Here is a 13001-nt window from a genome sequence, read left to right on the forward strand (position 1 = left end):
CTGGCTCCCCATGAACAACTGTTCAAGACAAAGGTTAAATCCAAAGGTACACAAAGGGGTTTCTCTGCGATACTTTGTGTTTTCCTCTGTAATACTCTGCGTTTTAATAATTCTCCTCTTTCTACCTCTACCAGCCAAGGCAGCGCAGACACAACCAGAACGCACACCTTTAAACCTAGAATTATTGCAAGAGCGATTACATACACCAATACTTCGTGAAGGCAATTTGACTGTAGATTTACGGCAGATGGTAATCGATTTGCGACCGGAAAATGCAGCTTTCCGCGATGCCTTCTACCAAATGTTGCGGAAAGAACTAGGTGCAAAACCTTTAGGTTTAGATCTTAGTCAGTCTTTGATTCAAGGAGATTTTGTCGGTAGTGATTTAGGTTTAAGAACGCCTCTATATGCTCAAGCAATAGCTCCTATATTTACCGCCATCGAACAAGAACAATTAGAAAGTTTGCGTTCGATTTGCTTACAATCATTAGCGATCGCCTTACCTAATTCTAAGGACTGTCAATCACTTTTGGGAACTGAATTAACTAAGTCTAGTGAAATCTCCGTTTTTCGTGGTGCTTTAACGCTGGTGCAAACTCGCTTTACTGGGGAAGTACAGTTTTCAAATACATTTTTTTTGCAATCTGTCAATGCTCAAGAAGCAACTTTTCTTCAACCCACTAATTGGAATGAAACCAGATTTAGCCGTTCTTTCAGTTTCAAAAATACGACTTTGCGACAGTTGAGTAATTTTCATGGTAGTGTTTTTTTTAATCAAGCCAATTTTAAACAAACTCAATTTCAAGAAACTGCTGATTTTAATGGCAGCATATTTGTCGATACAGCCAACTTTAACCAAGCCACTTTTAAAAAATTAGCTAAATTTAGTAATGTGCAGTGGCAAAAAAACGCAAACTTTTCAAATGCACGTTTTGCTAATCAAGCACAATTTACCAAAGCAAATTTTCATCAATTTCTCTTCCTTACAGAAGCGAGTTTTGAACAAGCTGTAACTTTTCGAGAAGCACAGTTTAACCAACCCGTAAACCTGCGCGGTGCTAGCATTCTCAACCAAGCAGACTTTAGTGATGCGGGGTTTGCGAAAGCAGCTTTTTTAAATGTTCCAGGTTTAACTTTTAATTCTAATCAGGCAAAAATTTTAGGTAATCCTGGCGAAATTGGTAAGATGTTTTCTATTCCCAAATTGCAAGGTAATCAAAATATCTTACGGAATTTAGAGCAAAATTTTCGTCAACAACAACAAGTTACCGATGCTAATCAACTGGAATATACAAAACAGCAACAACGAATTATAGAGTTAAGCTATCGTTTAGTGGCGACAAATATCAATAGTGCAAGTTTAACAAAGTTAATTAATTTGGGATTTTCGGCAATTCAGGCACAAGAAATAACTGATCGTCGTGTTATCCAACTATTTCGCAACAGCAGTGAATTACTTAGCTTAGCAAATATTGACGTAGAAACCTACACTCAAATGCGCGATCGCTTGGTTTTTGCTGAACCTTTATCAATTGGTAGCTGGTTACTGCAAGCATGGAATTGGTTAGCGTCAAGTGTACTGTTGTTATTAAGTGGTTATGGTACGGATTTTTGGTTAGTGTTTGGTGTGGGAGGACTAGCGATCGCCTATTTTGGTTTATTATTTTGGTTAGTGGATCGTTATCGCCGCTTACATCCCAAGCCGATTATTCCTACATATTACGAAACAGTGGCGATGTTGGTCAGTTTTGGCTATTTAACATCCTTCAGCTTACTAGCCATTTTTCGCAGTTCCGCCCAACCTTGGCTGACACTAGGATGTTTGTTAACAATTATTGTTCCCTTACCAATTGGTTTGTTGTGCCGACTTTACCAACAAGGTCGTTATCACGATTTAATGGATATTTCCTATTTTACAGAAGACGGTAGTCTGCGGCAGTTACGATTGTTAATTGGACGCTTACCAGTCATACCGAGAAATAGTATATTCCGGGAACGGTACATGCCTCTATTGGGCGATCGCCGTTGGAATTGGTTGAATTACTATGACTTCAGTCTCAATAACCTAGTGCGATTGGGCTTTAATGATATTCGCCTGAGAGATGAACACTTACCAGGGATTATTTCTGCACTTGCATGGTATCAGTGGAGTCTAGGCGTAGTTTACATTACGCTAGTTTTGTGGACACTTTCGCGCACAATTCCCGGATTGAACTTACTGATTTACTTGAAGTGACATCTGCAACTCTTTAACTAAAGACGAAGTCTGAGTTACTCAGTTCGTTCACCTTCACCCCTGTAAGCAGTAATTGCCCTTGATACCGTTCCAGATCAAAATTAAAAAGAACGCCATTTTGGGTATCACTAATACTACCTTGAAAAAGTACCCGATCTAACCATTGATTGGTATTAATCTTATCCCAATTTTGCAATACAATTTTGTCGATACCAACCTCAAAGTCTTGAATAATGTCAAGCTCATTTTTAAAGGAGCGATCGCTACGGTTAAAAACAAATTTATCATGGCCATCACCACCAACCATGAAATCACTGCCTTTACCTCCAATCAAGGTATCATCACCGAAACCGCCGTGGAGTTTATCGTTACCCTGATCTCCATCTAGCCAATCGTTGCCTTGTCCCCCTTCGAGGATATCATTACCTTTCTTGGCATACAGGCGATCGTTACCTAGGCTGCCATACATTTTGTCGTTAGCATTGCTGCCCTTTAACTTATCATTATTTAGGCTACCGTAGATAACATCATCACCTAAATTATCGATTAAAGTATCACTCAAAAATTTAACAGCATTAACATTAATTTCTATTACGGCTATATTAGTAGCTTGTTTAAATTTACGTTGATAAGTTCCTTTCGCTGCACCTGTGATAAAATCTACGCCATCGTTACCATCTATATTAAAATTAGCAACTTTATCGGATTTCTCAATAATGACATTTTTACTACGACCAAATTTTAACAAGTCTTTTTTATCTGAAGAAACTAACTTGCCATATATACTAAAATAATCTAATACCTTGGGTTTATTTATATTGGATATATCTAAAACTAAAAAAGCCGTGTTAGCTCTAGCTTGGTTGTATTCAGCATTAGGACGCTCAATTTCTTTAGTTTCTAATCCTAAAGCTGCTAAAAAATCAAAAGAGAATTTTTGATGAGCATTAATTTCAAAACTCGCAATAACTTTAGTTGCGCTTTTAGCACTTCCCTCATCTAAACCAACAACAATACTTTCGGTGAACAGATAAGAGAAATCTGGATCATAGCGAAACAAAGCTTGAGCGTCAGCAATAGCTGCTGCTACACCACCTTTGACTAAAGCTTCTGTCTGTGCATTAGTCAAAATATCTAACGGACTTTGACTGTAGTTCTTAAATAGAGTAATTCCTTTAGCTTTAGCAAAGTTAGGGTCATATTTTTTTGTAGGTTCATTCAGTTGTAAAAAGAAAAGTTCTGATGTCATCTAATTTTTGTTCCTTTATTCACGCTGAACTATTTATCAGTAGAGCTAGATGTTGAGGAAATACTAGAACTACTAGAAGAAACATTTTGATGTTCGACAGACACTGTAGTTACACTTTTTGCCTCGCCAATAATCTTGCCATCAGACGAAACAATGTTTTTGATAACAACTTGACAATATTTCATGAGATTAATTACCAAAAATTGAGCTAAAATTTCATAGGTTTGTAGTAAAGACTTTAGTCCTTATTTCCTAAGTGCCTTACTACAAACTTTATCGTTCAAGCAATATGAAAGTGCTGAAATTAAGTAAAAGATGATGCAAAAGCAACTCTAACTGTGCGATTTGTTGTCTGATTCACTACTACACCAGCCTTAGATTTGCTATCTTTACTTGAGACTATGTACCCAGATTTACTAGTGTTTGTGGTTTTTAGTTTATCAACCACATAATCTTGATTAAAATAGACTTGCTCACGGGTATAGCCAAAGAGTAACGAGTAAAAACTATTATCAATTAAACTTTGTTCAAAACCCCATCCAGCTTTGATTTGAACGTCTTTCTCGGTTGCTATTTCACAAAAACTCAACTCTGATATCTTTAGTCTGCTCATACTACACCTACATTTATGAGAATTGAAGACAAGATAATGTGGGAGAAGAGATTAAACTTACCCCTACAAAGATGTTGTGAAACTGCTGAAACTTGTAAAATCAAGCGAAGTAGAAGTACTCAAACTTGAAGCTCGGCTTGTTTTATTTCTAGTTCTTGCAAATGCTGTAGCTCTGGCATCTGCTAAACTGACTGTAAAGTTTTCGTAGTATTTTACTCTTGCTAAAGTTCGAGCATCAGTTTTAGTTTCAAGACCCTTAGCATCTGCTAATGCCAAAGCAAGAGCATATCCAGATCCTACTTCTGTAATAGTTGCAGCAACAGCATTACCACCTATCACATCATTACTTTCGGTAATGTGCTGGATATAACTTAAGTCAGCAATGATTAAGTGGCTTTTCACAACTTTCTTAGTAAAATTTTTGGTGTTTGGATTTTAGATAAGTCTTACATTTTGCATTGATCACAGATATGCTAAATTAGCCTACGCAGACTTAAGTGATTTTAAAAAAGGAACCACTACTAGCTCCTAGCTATTGAGCATTTCGTGGTTCCTGCACTAACAATTTGAAATTATTTCGTAATTAGGGCTACCTATTCTTTAGAGAACGGGAAGACACTAAACGTCTTTAGCGCTAAGGCACTAATTACGAAACAAAATTAGTGAAATTAACCACCAATCCTGGTTATTAACCAGCTCTGTTGATTACAGCAGCAGAGGTGCTAGCAGAGAATGACTCACCCAAGTACTCTGCTACAGCTACTGTGTCAGCCTTGGTGAAAGAGTAGGTGGGGATAAAACGGTAGTTATTGTTTTGTGCATCACCCTTAGCACCAGCAGCAGCACTGTTATTAAAGGTGCGAGGATCTCTAACAACGGTTTGAAAGTTGTTGTTGGAATCGAATCTAACACGAATGTCGTCTCTTTGGTTATAGTTACGAACTCTTATACCACCTTGAATGGTAGAGGTTTCTTCAACAGATTCTAGAATGTTTAGATCAGAAATAATCATGATAGTTCTCCTGGGAATTGATTGTTTTGCTGGAATTATTTAAAGCAACTTTTTGTTGTTGCTTATATTTATAATGTAAGTGTTATTTCGGGAAAAGTCAATAGTTTTTTGATTTATTTTTTATAAAAGATACTAATACAATTATGTTGCTAAAAATTAAAATTAGTTAATAAACTAAATAAAAAACAAACACTATTTTTAAACAAGAAATAATCTGTCTTTCTTGCTTGAAGCTTTTTTTAGCGATTTTTTATATTAGTAATACGACAGTTTTACCATTTAAAATTTTTTTAAATGATTGGATTTGCATCTTTTGTATTTTTTTAAATTTATACAAAAAATATTATTTAATCATTAAATTTAATTGATAGCTAAATCAATTTTGTGATTGATTAGAACCTGAATCTAATTGAATGACTACTTCTATGCACTCGATTTGTAGCTTTAGCCAATCAGAAAATAATTCTGCAATGATTTTTTCACGTAACTGTTCATCCAATTGAGGTTGGATGATTTCTTCAACCCAAATTAAAAACACTCCTTTTGACGTAGTAATCGGTTTGAGAATCTGTGGCGGGGTTGCAGCAAAGACAACTGCTCCAATCTCTGGACGAAAGTCTTTGCGATATCGCAGCCCTTGATATCCGTAGGTACGGCGGATTTCTGGTTCTGAGATATATGAACGAGCAATTTCTGGAAAACTAATTTCACCTTGTTCTAGGGCATAAAACAGTTCTAAGGCCACGTCTCTATCATCAAGAGTGACTTCATAAGTGACAGCCGCGACATAATCTAGTTGGTGTTGATAAAAAAACCGTTCGACCTGAGTCGCAAACAGACGATTCGCCAATTTCTGATAAAGGACTTGGTTATAAACTAGTTCTTCAAGCTCAGTCAAAGACAAATAATGTTTTGTCAACCAATTCCAAGTATCTTTAGCTTTAACGAGTTTGTGAGTTAAGCGTAAGTCATCTCCTGCTTGCTGTATTTCTTCTGGTGTGACTGTAATTCCTGCTTGCTGTGCTACTTCTGCAATCATTTTTTGAGATGCGATCGCTTCTATTACACTGGGAATTTGGCAGGAAAGTTTGAGGCTACGGATGATGTCTAAATGAGAAATGGTCAAGGTTTCAGGCATAGTACAATTCCTTTAATCACTATGACTACAGATCTAAACTGCCTTTTTGCAGTTTCTTAAACGGATCTAGAACAAAGTCAATCACCCGCCGTTGGCGAATAATCACTTCTGCGGTTGCAGTCTGGCCTGCGGTTAAGAAAATACGTTTGTCGCCATTTTCGACATATCGTTGCAATAAGGCGATGTCTAACTCAAAGGTTTCGATATTTCCTTGGGGTGTTTGAGTGAGTTTAGAATCGGGAGCAATCCAAGTAACTTGGCCTTGGACGATGCCATACTCTTGAAAAGGGTAAGCATCAAACTTGATTTTTACTGGCATTCCCACCTTCAAAAAGCCGCTATCTTGAATAGGCATATTAGCTTTGAGGATGAAGCTAGTATTTTTGGGCGCAATTTGGGCAATTCTTTGACCAGGTTGTACTACTACTCCTGGTTTGCTAAATGGCAACTCAAAAATCACCCCATTAATCGGCGATCGCACTATTCTTTGCTGGATCTGAAGTTTTAAAGACATGATTTGGCTGATAGTTTGAGCAATCTGAGATTGCACACCAGCTATTTGTGTTTGCAAGTCTTTGAGTTGTTGCTGATTTTTCAGCATTGCCAGTTCGCCAGTTTGCAATAAACTTTGATAGCTGTTTTGCTCACCTTGCAATTGCAGCTTTGCTTGCTCGATATCAGATTGCAACTGATTCATCGTTGCCCGATAGCGGTTAATCTCTTCAGTTGAGCGCAATTGTGCTTGTTTGACATCAGATTGAGCTTTTTTGTAGAGTCGCTTGCTTTCTTGTTGGGCTTTTCTGAGTTGGTCAATTTGGGTTGCAGAAACTGCCCCATCCTTAACAAGTCGATTAAAGCGTTCAACTTGTCGAGAATCTATACTTAAAACACTTTCAGCAGACAGTTGGTCATCATGAGCTGTATTGATCTGCTGCTGTGCTTGACTGACTAATGCTTGTTTCTCTAACTTTTGCAAGTTATAGATACTCTGTTTAACATCCAGGTTTTGTTTGGCCTGGTTCACTAGGGACATTTTTTCTAAAGCTTGAGATTGATTTTGTTGTTCTTGAACGTTCAGTGCTAACTGGATTTGGTTTTTGAGAATATCAAACTGCGATCGCTGATTTTGTAGTCCAGTGAGTTTTGCTTGGGCTTGCTGGAGTTCTGTTCGTAAAATATCAGACTCGATTTCCAATAAAATCTGTCCGGCTTTGACTGCATCGCCTTCTTTAACCTTGACAGCTTGGATGCTACCGCCCGCCTGCGAGTCTAATTTTTGGGTTGCACCTTCAGGTTCTATCCTTCCTCTGGCGCTTCCGGTTTCATCTACCTTCGAGAGTGTTGCCCAAGGTAAGAGCAAGAAAACAAAAGCCACTAGCACATATAAAACGCTACGAGTCCAAACTCTAGGTAAGGCATCTAGGAGTTCTTCAGTGCCGTGATACCAATCTTGTTGATCAGTTACACTCTCTGTCTGCTCGTCAACCTCAGTGTTTGGGCGAGTTGGAGACTCGTGCAGTTGATCATCTAGTATTTTTGAAGAATCGGGAGATAAATAGGGCATGGTTCTTAATACAAGAAATTAGAAACTAAGAAATATTTCCTAGTTCCTGATAAATTCAACCGGTCTGAGCCAGTTGTTGTTGATTGAGATAGTAGTAATGACCTTGTTTAGTAATTAATTCGTCGTGAGTACCGCTTTCGACCAATACGCCAGAATCTAAAACTAAGATCAAATCAGCATGACGCACAGTAGACAGGCGATGAGCAATGATGACACTAGTGCGCCCTTTGAGAATTGTTTTGAGATTGTTTTGGATAATTCGTTCTGATTCTGAATCTAGGTGACTAGTAGCTTCATCAAAAAGTAATAAGCGGGGATTTCCTAGCAAAGCACGGGCGATCGCTATACGCTGGCGTTGTCCTCCTGAAAGCATCCCACCGCCTTCACCAATTTGAGATTCGTAACCCATTGGGAGTTGTTGAATAAATTCATCTGCTCCCGCTAGTCGTGCTACTTGAATAATTTCTTCTAAAGAAGCTTCGGGATGAGCGATCGCAATATTTTCTCGAATCGTACTACCAAACAAAAAAGTATCTTGATCGACCACACCGATTTGCGATCGCAGCGATCGTAGAGAAATATTCGTAACGTCGCGATCGTCTATTAGCACTTGACCATCTGTAGGGGGATACAAACCCAAAATCAATTTACTGAGGGTGGTCTTCCCGGAACCACTACGTCCAACCACCGCCACCATTTGCTCTGGTTGGATTTCAAAGCTGATATTTTCCAGCACGTTTGTCTGACTTTCTGGGTGATAACGGAAAGTAACATCATGAAAGCGAATATGACCGCGAAGTTTACCTAAAGGCTTGCGGGGTTTATTTTGTAAGTCTTCTTCTGGTTCGGCTTCTAAAACATCATTAATACGTTCAGTGGAAATAATAATTTCTTGTAATTCATTCCATAACAATGACAGCCGCTGAAAAGGACTCAAAACGTTACCTACCAACATGTTAAAAGCTACTAATTGGCCAATGGTGAGTTCCCCTTGAATCACTTGCCAGGCTCCAAACCACAATAAAGAAGCATTGACAAAAGTTTGAATTACTCCACTAATAATTTGCAGGCGATTACCAATTACCTGAGCATTAAAGCCTTTTCTAATTAAATTATTGAGTAGTTCTTCCCAACGCCAGCGCACTGTCTGTTCAATTGCCAATGAGCGAACTGTGCGAATCCCTGTCAAAGATTCGATCAGATAACTGTTTTCTTTGGCTCCAGCATTAAAAATCTCTCTAGAAATGCGGCGTAAAATATTTGTGCTAGCCAATGCCAAGATAAAAAATGGCGGCACAGTCACTAATACAAATAAAGCCATGCGCCAGCTATACCAAAACATCATGGCTAGATAAATGACCAATGTCAGTAAATCCAGAATGATTGAGAGGGTTTCGCCGGTTAAAAAGCGCTGAATTTTTTGGGTTTCTTGAATCCGAGAAACGATATCTCCTACATAACGCGACTCGAAGTATGCAAGAGGCAAGTTGAAGACATGTTTCATGAAACCCACCAGCAGAGAAATACTCACGCGGTTGGCTGTGTGATCTAGCAGATATTGCCGTACTCCATTCATGGCAATACCGAATAAACCAAAAAGGATCATCCCCATACCAACGGCGTTTAAGGTAGGAATACTCCGCTGTACAAGGACTCGATCTAACAACAGTTGAGTAAATACAGGTGTTACCAGTCCAAATAACTGAATTAGCACTGAAGCAATTAATACTTCTAAAAGTACCTTATGGTGGGGTTTGATTAATCCAAAAAACTTCCAAAAGTTGGCACTCTCGTCTTGAGATTCTTTCAGCAGGTCTGTTGGTTGCAGTAACAAGGCATAATCAGTCCAACCTGCTTGAAATTCCTTTTTTGTCAGACTGCGTTGACCAACTGCCGGATCGCCCACAATTACCCGCTCTTTGGTGATTTCATAAACGACAATAAAGTGGTTGCCTTCCCAATGAGCGATCGCCGGCAAAGATTGTTCTGCTAATTTATCAAGGGTAGCTCTGACAGGACGGGTAGCAAAACCGAGGCTTTCCGCTACTGTTGCTAAAGCTTGCAAAGATGCACCACTGCGATTGACATTAGTCATATCTCGCAAGCGATTCACACTAAAATGTTTGCCCCAATAACTACCAACCATCACTAAACAAGTAGCTCCACAGTCGGCGGCACTTTGTTGGGCATAGAAAGGATAACGCCGAGATACCTTTTTCCACCAATGCCCTATTTGTACTTTCGGATGAGGAAAGTAAGGGCGTAGTTTGTTCGGCTTTGGTTTTGGTGCAGTCTGCTTGGGGAAAGGAATAATTTTCCCACGCAGATTTGTTTGTGCTGGTTTTAACGGAGTCTGACGAATTTTTTTATGAGTAATAGTGGTGGTAGGAGTTGCATTCAAGTTAATAAACGCTGATAACTCTGGCCAATGTTGCAGTGCTGTTTGCCAATAAGCATCTTTCAGTACATATACAGTCGATGGTTGTATTACTTTCCAGTCCTGCTGTTGAGATATCTGCATCTCTGGGGCTATAAATTTATGCCCGTCTGTACTTGAAAATTCGCCTCGATATAAAAGCCATAATTGACAATTTTGAGACAATTCTGGCGGTAACAGACCAATTTTCAGATTATGGCGCTCAAATAAAGATAATGCTTGCAGAATACTCGGTACAGAGATGGGATGCTGGGGCGACTTGTAACAATAAGTTAATAATAAATCCCAAAGTTCAGCGCGAGCCAACAGGCGATCGCTAATATGGGGATATCTATGCATTAAAGTTTGCAAAATTTCGCCTGGGAGATAGCAAAGCTTTAGCCCATCAGAAGCCCTAGCAGTATAAGCTTGCCATTCTCTTTGTGCAAACAGCGTTCCTTCACCAAACGAAAACCCTGTTGTCATAGTTGTGATCAGATTCTCAGCACAATCTAAGAGCCTGACTTTACCAGCTAAAACTAAGTAAATTCCTGATTTTGCCTGTGTTAATTGCCAAAACTGCTTTGCCAAAGGTGGTTCAACAATCTCTACCACCTCTAAACAGTCTTCTAAATCTACTTCAGAAAGCTGTTCACCAAAAACTGATGTAATTTCTTTACCTAAATGATGCTTAGAAAACACGGTTAGCATTTGCTCACCTCCCTAACACGCCACATACCTAAATCAGTCATCAGTCATCAGTTACTGTTCACTGTGATGAGTGATCAATCAATTTGCAAAATTTTCCAAATTCCTGGTTATTGAGGAGATTTAGGTAAATTATTTTGCCAAATTGGCACTAGCGTTGGAAGTATGTAAAAATCGCTGGCGCAAGCATTGTAGTTGAGAAAAGCTTGCTTTTTTATAGCTTGATTTTGAGAATAACTAAGTGTCATAATTATAACTGGTTGTTGTTGACAGTAAAATGCAGACGCACGAAAATGTTGCAGCTGAGTGTGAAGCCCTCCTAGCCGAGATTTCACATACAGATGCACCATAAGTTAGCCAACACTGGCTAACTCTGTAGTTACTTAATACGCAACTAAGCTGGGTTTCTCCCCCTGGTACTTTGGGAGTCTAGGGGGTAGTTCCCAGTTAAACTTAGAACTTTGGTTGTTATCCTCTAGCAATTTGGGAGTCTAAAGGGTAGTTCCCAGTTAAACTTAGAACTTTAGTTGTTACCCTCTAGCAATTTGGGAGTCTAGAGAGTGAATCTAAGCTTAGAAACTTGCGGTTTAAGAAGATACCAATATATCAGTCAGATTTTCAACTTTTATGCTTTTAGGTTTTCTAGCTGGTATCTTAATTTTTACCCTAGTCCCTAATAGTGATTTATTACTAATATTTTACGATAATTAAATAAATCCTCCTCACTGTATGTACATCTCTCACTCCCTTTTGTGAGAATGGCATCGCTGTGAGCCACAAAACTATATTTGCCGTTAATTTTAGCAGTGTTTTAAACACCTAGCGATCGCCAATTTTTAGAATCCTAATTCTCACTACAGAGGACGTGCGAAGGCTATCTATACAGGTAGATCACACTTGTTTCAAACAGAAGTATTTAGTCACTATGCAGTGCCTAGTTTTAAATTAATTTTCTAATTTAACCCTTTTATGTTAAATCCATATCAGACCCTCATCATGTCACAACAATAATCACGTTGTTCTTTCAAGAACATGGATTTTGAGTGGATATCTGCTGCCATGTTTGTGTTTGTCCGCAGATAATAGATGAACTGATTAGCCTTGCCAGGGAATCTTGAAAAATATCAAGTATAAAAATCAGGGTTTTCATACATAAGTCAGCTTATCAACAGTACTAAAATTTTGAAAATACCTCTTAGGGTAGATTATAAATTTCTTATGAATGAATAAATTAAAGAGTTTGTAAGATTACTTGATTGATTGTTGATTGATTCAAAGTTAGGCTTAACCTTGATTTTGATATCTATTTTAGAAACAACTATCCAAAAAAATATTCCTAACCAATGGCTAGGAACGAGATAGCGTCAGGATTTGCCAGTTAAGTTGATATTAATGGCAAAATTAAGGAAGAAGTATTTTCATTGTGCGTTGTGAACGATAGTTTATAAATATCTGTCTAAGAATTTGTGAACTATTAAGTTTGTATAAAATAGTAGCGATCGCATTTCTTTACGAAACCTTTGCTTCTAAAGATTTAAGTAACTCCGTATTCACACCAGACTCACGAGTCAAAGCAATTTTGCCGGTACGAGCCATTTCCCTCAGACCAAATTTTTGTAGTACCTGAACTATCGCCACCATCTTACCTGGATCTCCTACAACTTCCAAAGTTAGAGAATCTTCTGCTACATCTACGACTCTTGCCCGAAAAATCTGAGCTAGTTCGATCACTTCTGAGCGATTACTACTAGTAGCATTTACTTTCACTAGCATCAATTCTCGCTCTACGCAAGGAGTTTCAGTAATATCTTGCACCTTGAGAACATTGACCAGCTTGTACAATTGTTTGGTGAGTTGTTCGATGACGCGATCGTCACCTGGTACAACCATCGTAATTCGAGAAACTCCTCCTTGTTCACCTGGCCCTACAGCAAGACTTTCTATATTGAAGCCGCGACGGGCAAATAAACTCGAAATGCGGGACAGAACACCCGCCTCATCTTCTACTAAAACTGAAAGGGTATGTTTCATTTTCGCCAACACAGGATCAAGCAGCGTATCATTA

9 protein-coding genes are annotated in these 13001 nt (G+C 38.6%); 1 reads left to right on the plus strand and 8 read right to left on the minus strand.

The features are described 5' to 3' along the window. Window positions 1-10: 10 nt before the first annotated feature. A complete protein-coding gene (locus QI031_RS00305; protein WP_281483258.1) occupies window positions 11-2236 on the plus strand; it encodes a pentapeptide repeat-containing protein in 2226 nt (741 codons plus the stop codon). 13 nt (window positions 2237-2249) lie between these two features. Here QI031_RS00305 and QI031_RS00310 read toward each other — a convergent pair whose 3' ends face one another. The 8 genes from QI031_RS00310 to ilvN form a co-directional block, all read right to left on the minus strand. Then, window positions 2250-3485, minus strand: a complete 1236-nt coding sequence (locus QI031_RS00310) for a calcium-binding protein (RefSeq protein ID WP_281483259.1) — start codon at window positions 3483-3485, stop codon at window positions 2250-2252. 304 nt (window positions 3486-3789) lie between these two features. Continuing rightward, window positions 3790-4098: a hypothetical protein gene (locus tag QI031_RS00315; protein WP_281483260.1), complete on the minus strand. Its 309-nt coding sequence runs from the start codon at window positions 4096-4098 to the stop codon at window positions 3790-3792. Window positions 4099-4161: 63 nt separating this feature from the next. Then, on the minus strand, window positions 4162-4500 hold the full coding sequence (locus QI031_RS00320) for a hypothetical protein (RefSeq protein ID WP_281483261.1): 339 nt from the start codon (window positions 4498-4500) through the stop codon (window positions 4162-4164). A gap of 286 nt (window positions 4501-4786) precedes the next feature. Next, window positions 4787-5110 carry a hypothetical protein gene (locus QI031_RS00325; protein WP_281483262.1) on the minus strand — a complete coding sequence of 108 codons (324 nt, stop codon included), beginning with the start codon at window positions 5108-5110 and terminating at the stop codon, window positions 4787-4789. A gap of 376 nt (window positions 5111-5486) precedes the next feature. Next, window positions 5487-6248 carry a peptidylprolyl isomerase gene (locus QI031_RS00330; RefSeq protein ID WP_281483263.1) on the minus strand — a complete coding sequence of 254 codons (762 nt, stop codon included), beginning with the start codon at window positions 6246-6248 and terminating at the stop codon, window positions 5487-5489. A 25-nt stretch (window positions 6249-6273) separates the two neighbouring features. Beyond that, window positions 6274-7812: a beta-barrel domain-containing protein gene (locus QI031_RS00335; protein WP_281483264.1), complete on the minus strand. Its 1539-nt coding sequence runs from the start codon at window positions 7810-7812 to the stop codon at window positions 6274-6276. A gap of 55 nt (window positions 7813-7867) precedes the next feature. Further along, the gene (locus QI031_RS00340) at window positions 7868-10939 is read right to left on the minus strand and encodes a peptidase domain-containing ABC transporter (protein ID WP_281483265.1); all 3072 of its coding nucleotides are present in this window, start codon (window positions 10937-10939) and stop codon (window positions 7868-7870) included. Window positions 10940-12445: 1506 nt separating this feature from the next. Further along, window positions 12446-12967 carry an acetolactate synthase small subunit gene (ilvN, locus tag QI031_RS00345; RefSeq protein ID WP_281483266.1) on the minus strand — a complete coding sequence of 174 codons (522 nt, stop codon included), beginning with the start codon at window positions 12965-12967 and terminating at the stop codon, window positions 12446-12448. Window positions 12968-13001 lie beyond the last annotated feature (34 nt).

The sequence above is a fragment of the Halotia branconii CENA392 genome (genome assembly GCF_029953635.1).
Lineage (GTDB): Bacteria > Cyanobacteriota > Cyanobacteriia > Cyanobacteriales > Nostocaceae > Halotia > Halotia branconii.

Coding starts and splice junctions, on each gene's coding strand:
- QI031_RS00335 (WP_281483264.1), bottom strand. CDS start 7,812: ATGCCCTATTTATCTCCCGATTCTTCAAAAATACTAGATGATCAACTG.
- QI031_RS00310 (WP_281483259.1), bottom strand. CDS start 3,485: ATGACATCAGAACTTTTCTTTTTACAACTGAATGAACCTACAAAAAAA.
- QI031_RS00330 (WP_281483263.1), bottom strand. CDS start 6,248: ATGCCTGAAACCTTGACCATTTCTCATTTAGACATCATCCGTAGCCTC.
- QI031_RS00325 (WP_281483262.1), bottom strand. CDS start 5,110: ATGATTATTTCTGATCTAAACATTCTAGAATCTGTTGAAGAAACCTCT.
- ilvN (WP_281483266.1), bottom strand. CDS start 12,967: ATGAAACATACCCTTTCAGTTTTAGTAGAAGATGAGGCGGGTGTTCTG.
- QI031_RS00340 (WP_281483265.1), bottom strand. CDS start 10,939: ATGCTAACCGTGTTTTCTAAGCATCATTTAGGTAAAGAAATTACATCA.
- QI031_RS00305 (WP_281483258.1), top strand. CDS start 11: ATGAACAACTGTTCAAGACAAAGGTTAAATCCAAAGGTACACAAAGGG.
- QI031_RS00315 (WP_281483260.1), bottom strand. CDS start 4,098: ATGAGCAGACTAAAGATATCAGAGTTGAGTTTTTGTGAAATAGCAACC.